Source organism: Burkholderia sp. BCC0397 (assembly GCF_902832865.1).
GTDB lineage: Bacteria > Pseudomonadota > Gammaproteobacteria > Burkholderiales > Burkholderiaceae > Burkholderia.
Genome location: NZ_CADFDL010000001.1, coordinates 1,109,497 through 1,126,503, shown reverse-complemented (window position 1 = coordinate 1,126,503; position 17,007 = coordinate 1,109,497). Strand labels below are relative to the sequence as shown.

The 17,007-nt window shown below is 68.7% G+C and carries 18 protein-coding genes; 5 read left to right on the top strand and 13 right to left on the bottom strand.

The genetic code is table 11. The features are described 5' to 3' along the window. Positions 1-8: 8 nt before the first annotated feature. The 4 genes from HWX03_RS05045 to HWX03_RS05030 all read right to left on the bottom strand — a co-directional run bounded on the left by HWX03_RS05045 (position 9) and on the right by HWX03_RS05030 (position 2,013). On the bottom strand, positions 9-890 hold the full coding sequence (locus HWX03_RS05045) for a MipA/OmpV family protein (RefSeq protein WP_175823234.1): 882 nt from the start codon (positions 888-890) through the stop codon (positions 9-11). 203 nt (positions 891-1,093) lie between these two features. Then, on the bottom strand, positions 1,094-1,405 hold the full coding sequence (locus HWX03_RS05040; protein ID WP_006479035.1) for a hypothetical protein: 312 nt from the start codon (positions 1,403-1,405) through the stop codon (positions 1,094-1,096). A 15-nt stretch (positions 1,406-1,420) separates the two neighbouring features. Beyond that, a complete protein-coding gene (locus HWX03_RS05035; protein ID WP_174388259.1) occupies positions 1,421-1,618 on the bottom strand; it encodes a hypothetical protein in 198 nt (65 codons plus the stop codon). Between the two features lie 95 nt (positions 1,619-1,713). Continuing rightward, positions 1,714-2,013 carry a hypothetical protein gene (locus HWX03_RS05030; protein WP_175870466.1) on the bottom strand — a complete coding sequence of 100 codons (300 nt, stop codon included), beginning with the start codon at positions 2,011-2,013 and terminating at the stop codon, positions 1,714-1,716. 139 nt (positions 2,014-2,152) lie between these two features. Between HWX03_RS05030 and HWX03_RS05025 the strand changes: the two genes are divergently transcribed. From HWX03_RS05025 to HWX03_RS05015, 3 genes are all read left to right on the top strand, one after another. Next, positions 2,153-2,404: a hypothetical protein gene (locus HWX03_RS05025; RefSeq protein ID WP_174429998.1), complete on the top strand. Its 252-nt coding sequence runs from the start codon at positions 2,153-2,155 to the stop codon at positions 2,402-2,404. 371 nt (positions 2,405-2,775) lie between these two features. After that, entirely contained in the window at positions 2,776-3,207 is a 432-nt protein-coding gene (locus HWX03_RS05020; protein WP_174429999.1) for a CBS domain-containing protein, read from the top strand. A gap of 101 nt (positions 3,208-3,308) precedes the next feature. After that, positions 3,309-3,812: a PRC-barrel domain-containing protein gene (locus HWX03_RS05015; RefSeq protein WP_175870465.1), complete on the top strand. Its 504-nt coding sequence runs from the start codon at positions 3,309-3,311 to the stop codon at positions 3,810-3,812. Positions 3,813-3,846: 34 nt separating this feature from the next. On the opposite strand, the gene HWX03_RS05010 is transcribed toward HWX03_RS05015, so the two are convergent. From HWX03_RS05010 to HWX03_RS05000, 3 genes are all read right to left on the bottom strand, one after another. Next, on the bottom strand, positions 3,847-4,473 hold the full coding sequence (locus HWX03_RS05010; RefSeq protein ID WP_175870527.1) for a DUF4142 domain-containing protein: 627 nt from the start codon (positions 4,471-4,473) through the stop codon (positions 3,847-3,849). A gap of 203 nt (positions 4,474-4,676) precedes the next feature. Beyond that, the gene (locus tag HWX03_RS05005) at positions 4,677-5,087 is read right to left on the bottom strand and encodes a BON domain-containing protein (protein ID WP_175870464.1); all 411 of its coding nucleotides are present in this window, start codon (positions 5,085-5,087) and stop codon (positions 4,677-4,679) included. 66 nt (positions 5,088-5,153) lie between these two features. Then, entirely contained in the window at positions 5,154-7,133 is a 1,980-nt protein-coding gene (locus HWX03_RS05000; protein ID WP_175870463.1) for an ATP-binding protein, read from the bottom strand. A 455-nt stretch (positions 7,134-7,588) separates the two neighbouring features. Between HWX03_RS05000 and HWX03_RS04995 the strand changes: the two genes are divergently transcribed. Continuing rightward, the gene (locus HWX03_RS04995) at positions 7,589-8,566 is read left to right on the top strand and encodes a sigma-54 dependent transcriptional regulator (protein WP_175870462.1); all 978 of its coding nucleotides are present in this window, start codon (positions 7,589-7,591) and stop codon (positions 8,564-8,566) included. 43 nt (positions 8,567-8,609) lie between these two features. Here the strand turns inward: HWX03_RS04995 and HWX03_RS04990 are convergent, their stop codons facing one another. Then, a complete protein-coding gene (locus HWX03_RS04990) occupies positions 8,610-10,409 on the bottom strand; it encodes a methyl-accepting chemotaxis protein (RefSeq protein WP_175870461.1) in 1,800 nt (599 codons plus the stop codon). Between the two features lie 201 nt (positions 10,410-10,610). Next, positions 10,611-10,865: a DUF3562 domain-containing protein gene (locus HWX03_RS04985; RefSeq protein WP_175870460.1), complete on the bottom strand. Its 255-nt coding sequence runs from the start codon at positions 10,863-10,865 to the stop codon at positions 10,611-10,613. Positions 10,866-11,405: 540 nt separating this feature from the next. On the opposite strand from HWX03_RS04985, the gene HWX03_RS04980 reads away from it, so the two are divergent. Next, on the top strand, positions 11,406-11,840 hold the full coding sequence (locus tag HWX03_RS04980; protein WP_175870526.1) for a hypothetical protein: 435 nt from the start codon (positions 11,406-11,408) through the stop codon (positions 11,838-11,840). A gap of 434 nt (positions 11,841-12,274) precedes the next feature. On the opposite strand, the gene HWX03_RS04975 is transcribed toward HWX03_RS04980, so the two are convergent. The 4 genes from HWX03_RS04975 to HWX03_RS04960 form a co-directional block, all read right to left on the bottom strand. After that, positions 12,275-13,210, bottom strand: coding sequence for a universal stress protein (locus HWX03_RS04975; RefSeq protein ID WP_175870459.1), 936 nt, complete (start codon positions 13,208-13,210; stop codon positions 12,275-12,277). 214 nt (positions 13,211-13,424) lie between these two features. Further along, positions 13,425-14,807 carry an amino acid permease gene (locus tag HWX03_RS04970; protein ID WP_175870458.1) on the bottom strand — a complete coding sequence of 461 codons (1,383 nt, stop codon included), beginning with the start codon at positions 14,805-14,807 and terminating at the stop codon, positions 13,425-13,427. A gap of 444 nt (positions 14,808-15,251) precedes the next feature. Further along, entirely contained in the window at positions 15,252-16,277 is a 1,026-nt protein-coding gene (locus HWX03_RS04965; protein ID WP_175870457.1) for a DedA family protein/thiosulfate sulfurtransferase GlpE, read from the bottom strand. Between the two features lie 185 nt (positions 16,278-16,462). After that, positions 16,463-16,969, bottom strand: a complete 507-nt coding sequence (locus HWX03_RS04960) for a cupin domain-containing protein (RefSeq protein ID WP_175870456.1) — start codon at positions 16,967-16,969, stop codon at positions 16,463-16,465. Between the last annotated feature and the right edge of the window lie 38 nt (positions 16,970-17,007).

The window sequence follows — 17,007 nt, the reverse complement described above, 5'->3', positions numbered from 1 at the left end:
CGGCCCGGTCAGAACTGGTAATTCACCGACATGTCGAACACGCCGTTGGTCGACTGCTGCGTGATCGGGCTGCGCCGCGCGCGGCCGACGAGCTGCTCGATCGCGCCGTCCATCGTGACGAACCAGTGCTTGTTCACGAACCACACCATCGTCACGCCGAGGCCGGCCGACTTGATCCCGGCCCCCGACGAATAGGCCGGCAGCCCCGAGCGGGCGGCGGCGCCCTGGTTCACGCCGAACCAGCTGTTCATGTAGCGGGAGTCGGCGAACGACACGGTCGGCCCCGCGAACCAGAAGAAGTGCTCGTTGCTGCCGGGCATCGGCATGTACGCGGAGAAATCGCCGGTCCAGCCGTTCGACCCGCCGATGCTGCGCCGGACGTCCGCGCGCAGCACGAGCGGGAAATCCTTCGAGACCACGTAGTCGGCCGCGAGCTTCATCACGGGCGCCGCGTTGATGTTGTCGAGGCCGTTCAGGTGGCCGAGATCGTCGGCCGAACGGCGCCCGAGGTCATAGCCGACCGACAAACTCACGCGCCAGTTCGGCCCGCGCAGCACGTTCGCGCCGAGCCCCTCGCCGGTCGACAGGAAGAACAGGTCGCGATAGCGGATGTCGAAATTCGGGCCGCCCATCACGCGATAGCGGTCGGAGCCCGCGTAGCGCGGCTGCAGCGTCATCGCGGCGCCGACACTGACCTGCCAGGTGGGGATAGTCGGATCGAAGAGTTTCTGGAGCGGTACGCCCGCCGTGTATTGCCATTCGCCGAGCGGCGAAGGCGTCTGGGCCGACGCGTCGCGGGCGCCGGCAGCGGCGAGCGCCGCGAATGCCGACAGGCCGGATACGAGCCGGCGTGCGCCGGGGGACAGCAACAAGCGAGCAACAGTGGCCAAGGTGGTCTCCGTCGGTTGCGCGAAACGAACCTGAAGGAAAGCGCGTCGCGCTTCATCGGCTGCAACAGCCCGCAGCCTGCTGCGCGAACGTAGCGTGCGCTGAATTAACGGACATCCTACGCGACACGCGCGCAGACGCAAAGCGCCCGTTCTACACGGGCACTTTGCCGGAATCCGGCATGCGCCGGCGGATGATTGCGGAATCAGAAACGCTCGACGTGATAGTCGCCGGCGAGCGCGGCGGGACTGCGCGTCGACATCATTCGCGAGAAGCCGTCGGCGAGCCGGCCGAGCGCGAGCTGCTTCTGGCTCGCGTCCCAGTGCGTGTAGGTGTCGTACGCGGCATCGTCGAACGAAACGGTGACGGCGACCGGGCGGCCACTGGCGCGAAAGCCGATCTGCAGCACGCCGCCCGGCAATTCCTCGATGTGATAGTGCAGCGAACGCGATTCGAAATAGCGGCCCAGTACCTGAGCGATCGCGCGCTTGTCGGGTGATTGCACGTGAATGTCCATGACGGTCCTCCTTTTCTAGGTTCGCGCGGCCGGTGGTGGCGCACTGCCCCCGCCCGGCATCCGTATCGGCGGCGGGTTCGACGGCGGATCGCCCTGCGGCAGCCCGTCGGGCACGGGCGGATCGACCGGGTCGTCATGTCCGGGCGGCGGCGGGTCCGGGTCGACGTCGGGTGTCGTCGGTTCGGGACGGTGCAGCGTGAATGGCGTCTTCATGTCACTCCTGCGCGACGGCGCGCGCATCTCGATGGCGAGGCGAGCCCTCGCAAGCGCCGTGCCCGCTATCACGCCGTGACTGTTGGCCGTTGGGTTCAGTCGCCGTAAGCCGCCATGACGAGCCACATCGTGCGCCCCTCGGCGGTCAGTTGCACGGCGAGCGCGAACGGGTCGGACGGTTCGCATTGCGCGACGAGCGCCTGCTGCGCGCGCTCCGGCCCGTCGTAGACGGTGTCGTTCAGTTCACGTACCTCGTCCTTGCCGTCGAACATGCGCCGCTCCGGCCGATAGACCCGCGATTCGCGCTTCCACGTATCGAAACGCTCTCGCACGTGGCCGAAATCGCCGCCGCATACGTTCGCGTCGTAACGTATCCTTTTCTTGATTGCATTCATCACGATGTCCTCTCGTCCATACCGGACGCGTGCGCGTCGTACCCGCATGCCCGGCCGGTTCTCGCCGGCTTGCAAGCGCCGTGCCGCGGCTGGCGCGGGTACGGCGCTTGCGCCTTCTCATCGACAAGGAGGTTCGACCATGACCGTTCACGCCCCCGGCCGCCGCGACGCCGTGTCACCGGCTGCCGGACTGCTCCGGCTCGCCACGTCGCGTCCGCCGCCCGAAGACAAGACGGAGGAGCGCATCGACGAAGGGCTCGAGGAGACGTTCCCGGCCAGCGACCCGCCCGCCGTCGGCGGTGCGACGCGTATCGAGCCCGCCAAGCCGTCCGGCAAGCACGAACGTCGCGCGCCGCACGTCCCCCCTTCTCCGCCCCGCGATCACGGCTGACGGCGGCACCCGGCGCGCGGTGCATGACAGCGCACCCGCGCGCCGGCCCAATCAGGAGCAATCTGATGAAAGTCCTTGAACGCAGATGGCATGAAATAAGCGGCGCGGCCGGCGTCGCGGCGCTGGCCGCGATCGAAAGCGCGGTGGTACTAGTGATCGTCTCGATGACGGGCATCGGCCACTGACATCCCGCGTCCACGGCCGCGGCTGCCGCCGTGGAAGATGTACAAGCAGGCTGGCAAATTTCTCCGTCGCTGGCTGTCCGGCGCAAGCCCGTTACTAGCGTGAACAGGCCCTGGGGCCCGGCGTGCGCGCATCGCGCGCGGCACGCGCGGTGCTCCCGTATCGTCCCGCTCACGAAGGAGGCGTTCATGTATCGCGTCAACGAAATCATGTCGCGCGACGTCGTATGCGTCGCGCCGACCGACACGATTCGCCATGCAGCCGAATTGATGCAGCGCTTCGATATCGGCGTGCTGCCGGTTTGCGACGGCACCGAACTCGTCGCGATCGTGACCGATCGCGACCTTGCGGTGCGGGCGCTGTCGCACGGTCATTCGCCCGATACGCCCGTGCAGGCGGTCGCATCCAGACCCGTGCAATGGTGCGTCGAGGACGACGGCGTCGGCGATGTCCAGCAGCGGATGGCCGACGTCCAGTTGCACCGTTTGCCGGTGCTCGACCGCAATCTGAAGCTGGTCGGCATGGTGTCGCTCGGCGACATCGCGACGCGCGCGGGCGGCCCGGCGCGCGACGAGCTGGCCAATACGCTCGAAGACGTATCGTTGCCGCGCCGCCGCTGACCAGCGTCCCCATCATCCCGCGCGGCCTGCTGCCCCGGCGCAATACCCGCGCAATGAATTTGCGCGCGGGCCGGGTTGCCGCTTCGACCAGGAGGTTTTCGATGACAACGGACAAACCGTCGCGCAACGCCGCGCACATCGGCGGCGCGAATCCGCGCCCGGCCGCCGGCGGGCCGGGGCCCGACGTGATGGCCGCGCGCACGCTCGAAGGCGATCGCGTGTTGACGATGGACGGCGACGACATCGGCAAGGTCGCTCACATCATGCTCGACGTGCGCGCTGGACGGATCGCTTACGCGGTCGTGTCGTCGGGCGGCCTGCTCGGGATCGGCGACAAGCTGCTCGCGGTGCCATGGAGCGCGCTCGTCCTCGATGCCGAGCGCCAATGCTTCGTGCTGCCGGTCGACACCGCGCGTGTGCGCGAGGCGCCCGGCTTCGACAAGAGCCGGTGGCCGACGATGGCCGACCCCGAATGGGCCGAAGCGCTGCATGCGTACTACGGCCGTTCGCCGTACTGGCTGATCGAGGAAGGCGAAACGGCCCTCGATTCGCCGCCGTACGAGGCATCGCCGGGCGGCCCCGAAGACGGCACGCGGCAGCACTGAAGCCTGGCGGCCGGAAAGCGGGTCACTGCGTGGGTCACTGGGCGGCGGCCACCGTTTTCGCGAGTTGCCGCGCGGCGCTCAGGTGCGCATTCAGCATCGGCAGCGTGCGGGCCGCGAAGGCGCGAAGCTGCGGGTCGCGGCCCTCTTTCGCCTCGGTTTCGTAAAGCCGGACCGCCGCTTCGTGCGCGCGCGGCCCCGCCAGCGCCACATACGCCGTATCGAACGCACGCCCGTCCTTCGCTCGTAATGCCGTCACCGCCGGATCGACCAGCATCCGCGTCTGGACCGGCACGCCCTTTTGCGCGCCGATGTGCCGCAATTCGTTCACGATACGGGCGTGATCGTCGACCATCCGGCGGGCGAAGGCCTTTACGTCCGCGTTCGACGAGCGATCCAGCGCGAGCTGGCCAGCCTGCCGTTCCACCTTCCCGATCATGCCTGCCTTGTCGACGAACTCGGCGTCGATACCGGTCGGCCGCTGCGTCATGCCAGCCTCGTCGGCGGTCGGGCCGGGACGAATGACGCCCGGCGCGACCTGCGCGGACGAAGCGGGCGGCGCCTGCGCGTGCGAGAGCGCGAACGTCAGCGCGCCGGCGGTGGCAGTCAGTACGATGGCCGCCGGCCGACGCCTGCGTTGCTTCATCCGGTTCGTTTTCGTCATTCGGGCCTCCGTATCGGGCAACGGAGCGGGCCGGCCGCGCGGCGGGCCGTCACGCGGGACGATGGGCCGACGTGAAGAAATCGGTCCACTCGCCGTTGTGCCATGCACCCTCGGGGCGCTCCCATGTCGAACCTCCTGCCCGGTGACGCGCAGGCCGCGGGCGCGCGACACCCGATCGGCCCGGCGCCGGCCCGCGCATCACGTTACTTCCGGCGGATCTGCAGCTTGTCGTGCACGCCGCTCACACCGCTGACGTCGTGCGCGACGCGGATCGCGGTCGCGCGTTGCCGCTCGTTGGGCACGTTGCCCGTCAGTTCGACCACGCGGCCGCGAACCTGCACGTCGATGTCGCCGGAGGCCAGGCCGCGTTCGGCGACGAGCGCGGCCCTGACTCGGGACGCGAGTGTCGCATCGCGGATCTGGCCCCCGACGGCCGACGCCTGGCTCGCAAGCTTCGCACGAGTGCCCTCCTCGGCCGATGCGTAGCGGGGTGTCGCGATCCATGCACACGACAGCATCAGTATGCTGGCGATCGGCACGACCGGCGTCCTGCGTCGGGTGCGTGCCGGCTTGCCGCCCGTACCGTCGCGCCGCATGCTTTCCGTTGCGTCCATCGTGTCTCCTTTCTCGTATGCGGCGGGGCGGCCAGGCGGCCGGACTGCCGCGCCGTGTGTACGCCGCTACCGCTTGCGCGGCTTCCCGTCGCCCCCGTCGTCCGGTACGACGTCGACGATCACGCTCGCGAGCGTCGGCATGTCGACCGGCTTGCACAGATACGCATCGAACCCGGCGGCCATCACGCGGCGCCGGTCGGCCGTGCCGGCGTGCGCGGTCACCGCGACGACCGGCAGATAGCCGCCGCTCGACCGGCGCCGGATCCGGTCCAGCAGCCAGTAACCGTCTCCGTCCGGCATCGCGAGATCCGACAGCACGACGCTCGGCTGCTGCCGCTCCACCGCGTCGAGCGCATCGTGCCCCGAGCGCGCGGTCGATACCTGCGCGCCCATCGTTTCGAGCGCCGCCGCGAGGCTGGTCCGCGACGTCGCGTCGTCGTCGACCACCAGCACGCGCTGGCCGTCGAGCGCGACCGTATCGGACCTGCCCTTCGCGCGCGACGGCTGCTCCACCGGGTCGTCGGCGTCCCAGCCGGCCGGCAGCGTCACCGTGACGGTCATGCCGCGCCCGGCACCCGCGCTCGTCGCGACGACCTCGCCGCCGTGCAGCTGCGCGATGTTGCGCACGATCGACAGGCCGAGCCCGAGGCCGCGCTTCGGCGACGTGAACGCGCCTTCCGGCCGGCTGAACGTGTCGAACAAGTGCGGCAGGTATTCCGGCGCAATGCCTTGCCCGGTGTCGGAGACCGACAGCCGCACGCGCTCGCCCGCGCGGGTCAGCGATACGTTGATGCGCCCGCCCGGCGGCGTGAACTTGATTGCGTTCGACAGCAGGTTCGACAGGACCTGACGCAGGCGCTCGCCGTCCGCCTGGATCACGCAGGCCGGCATCGCATACGCGGTCGACAGCACGAGCCCGTTCGCCTGCGCCGTCGCGTCGAGTTCGCGCGTGGCGTCGCGCACGATCTGAACGAGATCGACCGGCACGCGTTCGAGGCGCAGCCGGCCGGTCGCGAGGGACGATGCGTCGAGCAAGTCGGCGACCATGTGCGACAGGGACCGCGCGCTGCGATCGATCGCGTCGACCGCCTGCTGCGCGAAGCCCTGCCCGTCGGCGTTGCGCAGTACCTCGACCCAGCCGTAGATCACGTTCAGCGGCGTGCGCAGTTCGTGCGACACCGTCGCCAGCAGCTGGTCCTTCAGCCGGTTCGACGCGTCGGCCTGCAGGCGCGCGTCGCGCGCGCCGCGCAGCGAGCGAAGGTTGTAGCGTTCGTTGCGGCGGCGTTCGCCCGCTTCGCGCAGCGTCAGCGACAGGCCCGCGCAGTTGCCCTGCGCGTCGACGATCGGCGACGCGGAGAAGGTGGCACGAAAACGGCCGCCGTCGCGGCGCACGCACAGTACGTCGAGCGGCCCGACCGGCGCACGCAGGTCCGCGAACGACGCGGGCACCGCATGCCGGCGCAGCCAGCGCGGCGCGATCATCGTGACGACGTCGCGTCCGGTCGCCTGTGCCGTATCGATGCCGAAGATGCTTGCCGCGGCCGGATTCCAGCTGGTGATCCGGCGCTCGGCGTCGGTCCCGACGATCGCATCGGGCGACGCATCGACCACGCGGTGCAGCAGCCCGTCGTCGGACCCGCCCGCGACGGACGACGGCTCGCGGTGCGGCGGGTACGGATCGCCGTCGTCGTCATCGATCTCGCGCAGACGATCGTTCGCGAGCAGCGGCTTCACGGCCGTCACCAGCACGCATTCGACGAAACTGATCGCGACGAACGCGCCGGCTTGCGCCAGCAGCGTCGCCAGCGGCGCGTCGCGCCACCACACTGCGCCGATCACGCCGACGCTCGCGGCGGTCGCGACGAGGCCGCCGCCGAACGACGTCAGCCACGCGGCGGCCGCCACGGCCGCATAAAAAGGCAGCGGCGCAAAGGGCGCGTGCTCCCCGACAGCCCGAATCGCCCACGCCTGCAGCGCGGACGCCAGCCCGACGGCCAGCACGACCCATACACCCTGCCGAAACACCTCACGGGTCAGAGTCCTCATTGCGTCCTTGCATCGCGCCGGCTCCCGTCGTGCGGGGGATGCCGCGTGTCGGCCATCCAGCATCCCGTCGAGCGCGCCGGGCGAGCGTGAAAAGGTCCGCAAACAACGTACCCGGCGGCGGCCGGGGCCGCGTTCGAGGCAACGGATGGCCGGCGCCTGCGCCCGCACCGGCTGCGGCCGGGCGGGTGGCTGCCGGCATCGCCGCGCACACCGCCGCAATGTGTCGCCGGCCGCTTTTTTTCATCGGGTTTCTGTAAAAAAGCGCCGGTCCTCATGCGAACGTCGCGTCGCGTCAGGACGCGCGAAAAGCCCGATGGCCTGTCTCTTTCGCTCATGCCCCGTACATTGGAATTTTCTATTCAGCGGCACCTTCGCGGTCGTTTCGCTGTCGATGATAAATATTGCAATCAACGGAACGCGTGATGCCGTTTTTCAAAACGGCCCCGCGAACGTCTATGGGTGAATCCGCAAACCGGACGAAGCAGCGCGCAGACGGTCGCCGGCTGTCCGGCCGGTCCGCCGCGATGCGCACGCTGCTCGGTCGTATCGAGAAAATCGCGCCGACCCGCGCGAGCGTGATGATTGCCGGCGAAAGCGGGGTCGGCAAGGATATCGTCGCGCGGCGGCTGCACGATCTGAGCGGGCGGCATGACGGCCCGTTCGTGCCCGTGAACTGCGGCGCGATTCCGCCCGAGCTTGCCGAGGCGCAACTGTTCGGGCACGAGAAAGGCAGCTTTACCGGCGCGACCACGCAGCGCGAAGGTTTTTTCGAAGCCGCGCGCGGCGGCACGCTGCTGCTCGACGAGATCGCGGAAATGCCCGGGGCGCTGCAGGTGAAGCTGCTGCGGGCGATCGAGTCGAACACGATCGTGCGCGTGGGCGGCACCGAACCGATTCCGCTCGACGTGCGGTTCGTATCGGCCACCCGCCACAATCCGGCCGACGCCGTGCGCGACGGCCGGCTGCGCGAGGACCTGTTCTACCGGCTCGCCGCGTTCGCGATCTACGTGCCGCCGCTGCGTCAGCGCGACGGCGACGTCGAGACGATCGCGCAGGAATTCGTCGACACGTTGAACGTGCGGCATCGCTCGCACAAGCGGCTGACCGACGCGGCGATCGCCGCGTTGCGCGCGTATTCGTGGCCCGGCAACGTGCGCGAACTGCACAACACGATCGAGCGCGCGTACATCCTGTCGGACGAAGGCATCGACGTCGCGCTGCCGAAGCAGCCGACGCCGGCGGCCGACAGCACGTCGGAAGGCGCGATGGCGCTGCCGCTCGGCGCGACGCTGCATCATGCGCAGCAGCGCTTCATCGCGGCGACGCTGCGTCACTTCGACGGCAACAAGCCGCAGGCGGCCAAAGCCCTCGGCATCAGCCTGAAGACGCTCTACAACCGGCTCGCGCTGATGCGCGACCAGGGCGGCTCGTGAGCATCGCGGCCCGCATGCCGCGGGCCGCCAGCCAACGGCTGCGTCAGGCGACCTTGAACTGCCCGACCGTCGTCGCCAGCGCGTTCGCCTGCGACTGCAGCGCAGTGGCCGCCGCGGTCGACTGTTCGACGAGCGCCGCGTTCTGCTGCACCATTTCGTCGAGCTGGCTGACCGCGCGGTTCACTTCCTGGATGCCGCGCGTCTGCTCGTTCGCCGCGTGCGTGATCTCGGAGATGATGGTCGTCACGTTCGACACGTTGGACACGATCTCGCGCATCGTGTCGCCGGCCTGGCGCACCTGCCCGGACCCGGCCGACACGCTCGCGACCGTCGATTCGACCAGCACCTTCACTTCGCGCGCGGCCTGCGCGCTGCGTTGCGCGAGGCTGCGCACTTCCTGCGCGACGACCGCGAAGCCGCGGCCCTGTTCGCCCGCGCGCGCCGCTTCGACGGCCGCGTTCAGCGCGAGGATGTTGGTCTGGAACGCGATCCCGTCGATCACGCCGATGATGTCGCCGATCCGGCCCGACGCTTCCTCGATCTTCCCCATCGTCGCGACGACGTCCGACACGACCACGCCGCCGTGCGACGCGATCCGCGACGCGGCCGCCGCGCGCTCGTCGGCCTGGCCGGCGGCTGCCGCCGACTGACCGACGGTCGCGGTGATCTCTTCCATCGACGCCGCGGTTTCCTCGAGGCTCGCCGCCGCCGATTCGGTACGCGACGACAGGTCCTGGTTGCCCGCCGCGATCTCGTTCGCGGCCGTGCGCACCGATTCGCTCGCGTCGCGGATCTGCCGCATCACGTCGTTCAGCTTGTCGACGAAACTGTTGAACGAGCGCGCGATGTCGGCGACTTCGTCGCGGCCGTCGGCCGGCAGCCGCCGTGTCAGGTCGCCGGCGCCCGAGCCGATCGCGGCCATCGCCTGGCGCACCTGCGACAGGCGGCGGAACGCGGTCGCGGTGATCGCGCCGATGATCAGCGACGCCACGCCGACGATCACGATCAGCGTGATCAGCGACGCGGTCAGCAGCGAACGCATGCCGGCCGTCGCTTCGGTCTTGTCGAGCAGCACCAGCGCGTACCAGTCGGTGCCCGGCACGGGCTTCGCGCGCACCAGCTTCGCGTCGCCGCCGACGCCGACCTCGACCGGCGCGTTCGCCGCCGCGATCGATGCCACGCCCAGCGAGCCGAGTTCGGGCGATACGTCGGCCACCGGCTTCAGCGTGAGCTTCGCGTCCGGGTGCGCGACGACGTGGCCGCTGCTGTCGACCAGCATCCCGAAGCTGGCCGGCGTCGGGCGGATCGACTTGACGTTGGCGATCACGCTGTCCATCGACACGTCCGCGGCGACGACGCCCTTCAGCGCGCCGTCGCGCAGGATCGGCACCGCGAACGTGACGACGAGGTTGCCCGTGCCGGCATCGACGTACGGCGGCGTGACGACCGGCTTGCCGGCCTGGGCGGCCTGCTTGTACCACGGGCGGCCGGTCGGGTCGTAGTCGGGCGGGATGCCGGTCGGGTCGGAGAAGTGGAACGCCTTGTCGGCGTAGCCGGCATAGACGTTGGTGAAGCCGCCGGCCGCGGCCATCTGCTTGAACACCGGCAGCGGATCGGGCGTCAGCGCGGCATCCTGCAGCGACGCGATCATCCGGCTGCGGGTGGCCACCCAGTCGGCGATCCCGACCACGTGGCCGCTGGCGACGGAGGTCAGGTTGCGGTCGATCGCGTCGTCGTTGTACGAGCGTGCGATGAAATAGTTGATCAGCGTCGTGGCGACGAGCGCGAATACGACGATGGCGACGCACGCGACGAGGATGCGGGCGCGGATGGACGAGAGCATGGCAACGACTCGGTAAGGGAGCGGGAACGCCCGGTGGACGCATGCACCGGGTAAACGGCAAATCCCGCCGCTTACTTGAGGTCGTCGTGACAATTCAATGAAACGTATGACGAAACGCGTCGGCGACTGTCAGCGGATCGTCAGGATGGCCGGGGTCGACGGGTGTGCTGCGCGCCGGTCGCGGCGCCCGGCCACCGCCCGCTACAACCGATGGCTCGGACGCGGATCGGCATCCGCGGGCGCCGCATCGGCCCGGGTGTCGCGGTCGAAATCGTCCTTCTGGCGCATCCGCTCGCGCAGGTGCCGGATCGCGAATACGTGGATGTAGTCGTGCACGCGCGCGCCGGACGACAGCGCGCGCACTTCGTCGTCGAGCATCGCACGCAACTGATCCGCGCCGATCGCGCGCTGTTCGGCGGCTTCCTTGAGTGAATCGAGCAAATTGTCCTTGGACATCGACGGACTCCTGACGGTCGAGGAACGAAAAAGATGACGGTACTGGAAGCTTAAAGACTAGGACAGACGTGCGGCGTACGATGCGCCGGCGCGTGTTTGCGCGCGATCAACGGCACGTTGCGTGCCGCCGCCGATCCGTTGCCGAACCGGCCGCGCAGGGTTCGCGGTGCACATGGCCCGCGAACGAGACTGGAAACCCTGCCACGCCACCCCGGGCGTGGCACTGGCGACGGGCGGCGGGTGGAACGCCGCGCGACGCCGATGCAGTGGGGAAAGTTAGACCGTCCGAAATCACGCGTCAAGCGGCACCCGCGTGCCATTCATTCATCGGACGAACGCGCCGGGCCGTCCGGTCGGCCGCTGCGCGTGTCAGCGGATTCCGATACGCGTCGCGCAATTTCCTGACAGCGACTTCAGCGCGCGCCGCTTGGCAGCGCGCCGTCGCCACACGATACTGATCACATGAACGAGGCGTTCATACCGAACATCGCTCAGTCGGCCATCGAGCCGGCACGCGGGGTTCGGCGCAGGAGACCAACCATGACACATCGCAACTTACCGGGCCGGGACGGCCAGCGGCGCGCGTCGGGCAGCGCGCGCGCCCTGCCCGCCCGGGCCGCGTCGGCCGGCAACCGTCCGTCCGACGACCTCGACACCTTGCTCGCGCTCGCACGCGAGGCCGGCTTGCTCGTCACGCTCGACGGGCAGATCGGCCGCGAAAAGTATCAGAGCGTCGTGGGGTCCGTCCTCGCGTTGCAGCGGTTCGCCGCGGCACTCGGCGCGCGAAACGCAGCCGACGCACCGGCCGGGTCGGAGCCACGTCGCAAGGCGCGCCCTGGCTGGCCGCATACGAATCGTTTGCGCAGCCGCACGTGCAGCGCATGTGCGCCGCTGCATGTCGTGCGTCCGCATGCGCGGGTACGACACGGCGTGGGCCGCCGGCACGACCTGCGATCGATTCTTCGTACCTTGTGATCTGCGCATGTCAGCCAACGCACGGTATGGGGCCGTGCAGTGGTTGCGCGCGCGATGACGCGCCGCTCGACGCGGCCGCATCGACGCATCGACATCATTCCTGCGGGGAAGTGAATTCGACGGGGCCAGGCGGAAAGCGGACGGGGTGACTTGCACCCCGCCCGTCCTCCAAGGCAACCGTCGGTTGCCTACCCTCGTGCCGGAGAGTTCCTGGTCGGATGACGCGCCGGACAAACACGTGGCGCGGCGCCTGAACATGATGTGACGGCGGCGAGTGCGGCAGTGATCGCCTCTTGCATGCAGGCGCGGCTGGGGTCGCGCATGCACGACAGGCCAGCCGCGTCGCCGGATGTTCCGTCACTGTCTCACGCGATGTGCGCGGCGTTTCTGATGCAGGTCAATCCAAACCCGCTTCGCTCGCGATAACGCGCGATTCATTCCGCACCCCGCACCAGCAGCACGGGTACCTGCGCGAGATGCGCAACCCGCCGCGCGACGCTGCCGATCAGCCAGGCGGCGATGCCGCGACGGCCATGCGTGCCGACCACCAGCAGCTCCGCCCGCCAGTGCACGGCATCGCGCATCAGTGCGTGAGCCACGTCGTCGCTGGTCGGACGCGTTTCGACGATGCCGCGCTTGGTCGGATTGCCCGTCGCATGGAACAGCGGGCCGATCTTCGCGAGCGCATCCTCGCCCTCCGCGCGGTACGCATCCTCGAGCGCACGCACCGGCACGACATCGGTCAGGCGAACCGCGCGATCGATCACGTACGCCGCATACAGCAACGTCGTCGGCATCGCGAAGCCGAGCCCGACGCGCACCGCGTGCAGCGACGGCTCGCTGCCGTCGACCGCGAACATCAGCCGCTGCAGCGTGCCGTCCGACGGCCGTGCATAGGTGCCGGGCACGATCAGCAGCGCGCATTGCGCGCGTTTCGTCAGCGTGTCCGACATCGCGCCTTCGACGAGCCGCAACAACCCGTGATGCGGATTCGCGCCGATCACCAGCACGTCCGCGTGCCACGTCGACGTATCGTTCACCAGTGCGTCCGCCACCGAGCCGCCCGTGACCGACGTATCGAGGACCGCCTGTTCGACGTCGATGCCGCTGTCGTCGAACAGCGCCGCGATCCGCTCGCAGACGGTTTGCGCTTCGCGCATCATGTCCTCGCGCGCGGACGTCAGCAGCGCGTCGATGCGCGGAATGTCGGGCAGCACGAGGCGCGGATTGTCGATCGCGCAAATGATGCGCAATCGCATGCCGGGACGCAGCAGCGTGCGCACGTAGCGCGCGGCCGTCAGCGATTCGGGCGTCGAGTCGACGGCCAGCGCGATTCGCGCAAGCGTCGGAATGGGCTGGGCAGGCTGCATGGCGAAGATCTCCGTGCGTGCGCGTCGTCGCGGAACGACGACGGGGGCTTCGCGCGGCAGTGGCGCTGCGGCGGCCGGACAGCCGCCGCGGCCGCAGGGATCGGTGGTGCGCCACGCGAAGCGCGGACAAGCGATGCGTTCGTTCAGCATAGGCCGTCCGGCCCGCGCGTGCATGATCGCGATCAACGATCGCGCGGCACCCTGCCCGTGCGGCTTACGACTTCGTCGGCATCGACGCGGCCGGACGGTTCGCGTAGAACAGCGCGTACGCGATGCCGAGCAGCACGATCCACACCGGCCCGATCACGAGTGCGACGCGCGTATCGGGCGTGAACGCCATCAGCACGACGACCAGCACGAGAAAGCCGAGCGCAACGAACGAACCGAGCGGATAGAACGGCACGCGGATCGGCAGGCGTGCGATCGTGTCGGCCGACAGCGTGCGGCGAAAGCGCATCTGCGCGATCAGGATCACGCACCACGTCCAGATCGCGCCGAACGTCGATACCGACGTGAGCCACGTGAACACGTGCTGCGGCGCGAGATAGTTGAGCAACACGCCGATCAGCAGCAGCGCGACCGACACGGCCACGCCGTACACGGGCACGCCGCTGCCGTTCACGCGACCGAGCCAGGCGGGCGCCTGGTCCTGCTGCGCGAGGTTGTAGAGCATCCGCGCGGTGCTGAACAGGCCGCTGTTGCACGACGACAGCGCGGCGGTCAGCACGACGAAGTTGATGATGCCGGCGGCGGCCGGAATGCCGAGCCGCGAGAACGTCATCACGAACGGGCTGCCCTGCGTGCCGATCTGGTCCCACGGATAGAGCGACATGATCACGAACAGCGCGCCGATGTAGAAAATCAGCACGCGCCAGAACACCGAATTCACGGCCTTCGTCAGCGACTTCTCCGGGTTGCGTGCCTCTCCGGCCGTCAGGCCGAGCATCTCGACGCCGAGATACGCGAACATCACGATCGGCAGCGCGGCGATCACGCCATTGATCCCGTTCGGCATGAAGCCGCCGTGCGACCACAGGTTCGAGATGCCGGTCGCGATACCGCCGTTGCCGATGCCGAACGCGATCATCAGCCCGCCGCCGATGATCATCAGCACGATCGTGACGATCTTGATCAGCGCGAACCAGAACTCGAATTCGCCATACAGCTTGACCGCGATGAAGTTCACCGAGCCCATCGCCAGGAGCGCCGCGAGCGCCCAGATCCAGTTCGGCACGCCGGGGAACCACATGTGCATGTAGACGCCGACCGCCGTGATTTCCGCCATGCAGGTGACGATCCACACGAACCAGTAGGTCCAGCCGGTCAGGTAACCGGCGAGCGGGCCGAGGTAGTCGCGCGCATAGCGGCTGAAGGCGCCGGCGACCGGGTTGGTGATCGCCATCTCGCCGAGCGCGCGCATGATCAGGAAAATCGCGAGGCCGCCCAGCAGGTAGGTCAGCAGGATGGCCGGGCCGGCCGTGCGGATCGCGGTGGCCGAGCCGAGGAACAGGCCGACGCCGATCGTCGCGCCGAGCGCCATCAGGTTGATGTGCCGTTCTTCCAGCCCGCGGTGCAGCTGGTCTTCTGGTGGTTTCAAATCCGTCTCCTGGCAGCCGCGAGCGGGCCGCCGTCATTGTGTCGATGACAATGCGCGACCGTTCATGCCGATTTCGGCAGCCGAAAACGAAATAATCCCCGCTGTCGATTTCCGAATAAGAAACGACACGGACACTGCGTCAATCCGGTTGGAATTGCCGCGGATTATCCGTATTTCCCGGAACAATCCGGAAAAACGAATCGGGCCTTTCACGGAATACACCCGAGCGGCCCGCGCGACGCGGCTGTGCGCGTGACGAGCGGCAACGGGATGCATCGCTTTCGGCGCGAACGAACGCGCGTCGAATGTGCGCAATCATGCGCACGCTATATGCAGGCGGGATTATAGGGAGGATCGGCGGTTTCACGCCAGGCGATTTTGGGGAAAATCGCGGTGCTTGAAAGCGGTGGTCGGATTCGAATGCGCGCGGTGGCGCGCACGCATTTATTTCGACAACGTCGCCCGCACCGTATATTCGCCTTCGAGCGCACCCTGCTCACGTCGCACGAAATACCGCGACGAATCCAGATCGGCCGGCAGCGGCTCGACCGGATAACCGTGCTTTTCCCACGCATCGAGGCCGCCCTTCAGCGCGCGGATGTTGTGGATCATCTTCTTGCGCTGCATCTTCGCGATCAGGCGCTTCGCCGTCGCCTCGTTCGGGCACACGCAATAGACGACGATCGGCCGCTTCAGCACTTCCGGGTCGAGCAGGTCCGGCGAATCGAGATCGACCGGCACCGCGCCGGCAATCCGGTACGGCTCGCGTTCGCGAATCGCTTTCGGCCGCGCGTCGAAGATCAGCGGCGGTTCGTCGGACGTCATCATCTCGACGAGCTGCGGCGGCGAGATGCGCACCTGCGCGAGATAGCGGCGGAACTGCACGCGGCGCACCCAGCGGTACAGCAGGAACGTGATGAAGATCGCGAGGAACGCGTCGAGGATCGTGCCGCCGCTCGCGCGCACCCACAGCACGAACTGGACGATCTGGTCGTGAATGGCCGCGCCGCCGATCAGCCAGAACGCCGCCCACAGCGACGCGCCGGCCAGATCCCAGAACAGGAACACGCCGACGCCGATCGCGGTCGTGCCGAGCAGCGGCGCCGACACGAGGCCGAGGCCCGGCAGGAATTTCGACAGCACGAGCAGCGGCGCGCCGTACCTTTCGAATACGTTACGCGCGAAGCGCAGCGTCGTGTCGAGCGACAGCGAGAAACGCACGAGGCCGTTCAGCAGGCGCCGGCCGCGCGTGCGGCCCATGAAGAACCACAGCGAATCGGCCAGCATCGTCGCGCCGATCGCCGCCGCGAACATGCTGACCCAGGACGCCTGCCCCATCGCCGCCATCGTGCCGCCGAGAATCAGCATCGGCACGGCCGGCACCGGCACGCCGAGCTGCGTGATCAACACGCTCGCGAACACGGCCCACGGGCCGAGCGACGATGGAATAGCAATGGGAAAGTGCCACACGGCGGCGCTCCTGGAAGACATGCGGGCCGCGCGACAGGGCCGTCGGTACGGCAGCGCAACGGCCGCCGCGGCATGTCCGCGACCGACCGGTGCATCCTGCGCATTCTAAACGGGTTTGGCCTCGATCGCGCGGAACACGGGCCGTCGGCAAGGGCTTTGCGCGCGGCGTGACGCGACCGTGACAGTCACGCGTCGGAGCGCTGCGCGAGTCGCGCGACATGTTCCGCGTAGTCGGGAAACTCGGCCGCCAGCGCGGCCGCATCCGCCAGCTCGAATTCCGCGAACTCGAACCCCGGCGCCACCGTGCAGCCGACGAGCGCGACGTGCTCCGGCGACGCGCAGCGCGCGCCGAACCAGCTTCCGGCCGGCACGACCGCCTGAAACACGGTGCCCGGATGCGTGAGCGGGTTGCCGAGCCGGTGGATCGTCAGCCCGTCGCGCGCGTCGAGCACCCACACTTCGATCGGATCGCCCGCATAGAAATGCCAGACCTCGTCGGAGCGGATGCGGTGCCACGACGAATACGCGCCGTCGCACAACAGGTAGTAGATCGCGGTCGACGCGGCACGTGGCGCGCCGTCGGCCGGACGCACGACCGAATCGATCGCGCGGTAGGTTTCACGGAAATAGCCGCCTTCGGGATGCGGCTGCAGGTCGAACTGGCGAATCAGGTCGGTCGCGGAAATCGGCATGGCAGATGACGTCGGTAAGGTAGAAAACCGGCATCCGG

What these genes read in the sequence shown, in the direction of transcription:
- HWX03_RS05000 (WP_175870463.1), bottom strand. Translation starts at nt 7,133, where the DNA reads ATGAGGACTCTGACCCGTGAGGTGTTTCGGCAGGGTGTATGGGTCGTG.
- HWX03_RS05035 (WP_174388259.1), bottom strand. Translation starts at nt 1,618, where the DNA reads ATGAAGACGCCATTCACGCTGCACCGTCCCGAACCGACGACACCCGAC.
- HWX03_RS04985 (WP_175870460.1), bottom strand. Translation starts at nt 10,865, where the DNA reads ATGTCCAAGGACAATTTGCTCGATTCACTCAAGGAAGCCGCCGAACAG.
- HWX03_RS04960 (WP_175870456.1), bottom strand. Translation starts at nt 16,969, where the DNA reads ATGCCGATTTCCGCGACCGACCTGATTCGCCAGTTCGACCTGCAGCCG.
- HWX03_RS04995 (WP_175870462.1), top strand. Translation starts at nt 7,589, where the DNA reads ATGGGTGAATCCGCAAACCGGACGAAGCAGCGCGCAGACGGTCGCCGG.
- HWX03_RS05010 (WP_175870527.1), bottom strand. Translation starts at nt 4,473, where the DNA reads ATGACGAAAACGAACCGGATGAAGCAACGCAGGCGTCGGCCGGCGGCC.
- HWX03_RS05005 (WP_175870464.1), bottom strand. Translation starts at nt 5,087, where the DNA reads ATGGACGCAACGGAAAGCATGCGGCGCGACGGTACGGGCGGCAAGCCG.
- HWX03_RS04980 (WP_175870526.1), top strand. Translation starts at nt 11,406, where the DNA reads ATGACACATCGCAACTTACCGGGCCGGGACGGCCAGCGGCGCGCGTCG.
- HWX03_RS05030 (WP_175870466.1), bottom strand. Translation starts at nt 2,013, where the DNA reads ATGAATGCAATCAAGAAAAGGATACGTTACGACGCGAACGTATGCGGC.
- HWX03_RS05015 (WP_175870465.1), top strand. Translation starts at nt 3,309, where the DNA reads ATGACAACGGACAAACCGTCGCGCAACGCCGCGCACATCGGCGGCGCG.
- HWX03_RS05040 (WP_006479035.1), bottom strand. Translation starts at nt 1,405, where the DNA reads ATGGACATTCACGTGCAATCACCCGACAAGCGCGCGATCGCTCAGGTA.
- HWX03_RS05025 (WP_174429998.1), top strand. Translation starts at nt 2,153, where the DNA reads ATGACCGTTCACGCCCCCGGCCGCCGCGACGCCGTGTCACCGGCTGCC.
- HWX03_RS04990 (WP_175870461.1), bottom strand. Translation starts at nt 10,409, where the DNA reads ATGCTCTCGTCCATCCGCGCCCGCATCCTCGTCGCGTGCGTCGCCATC.
- HWX03_RS04975 (WP_175870459.1), bottom strand. Translation starts at nt 13,210, where the DNA reads ATGCAGCCTGCCCAGCCCATTCCGACGCTTGCGCGAATCGCGCTGGCC.
- HWX03_RS05020 (WP_174429999.1), top strand. Translation starts at nt 2,776, where the DNA reads ATGTATCGCGTCAACGAAATCATGTCGCGCGACGTCGTATGCGTCGCG.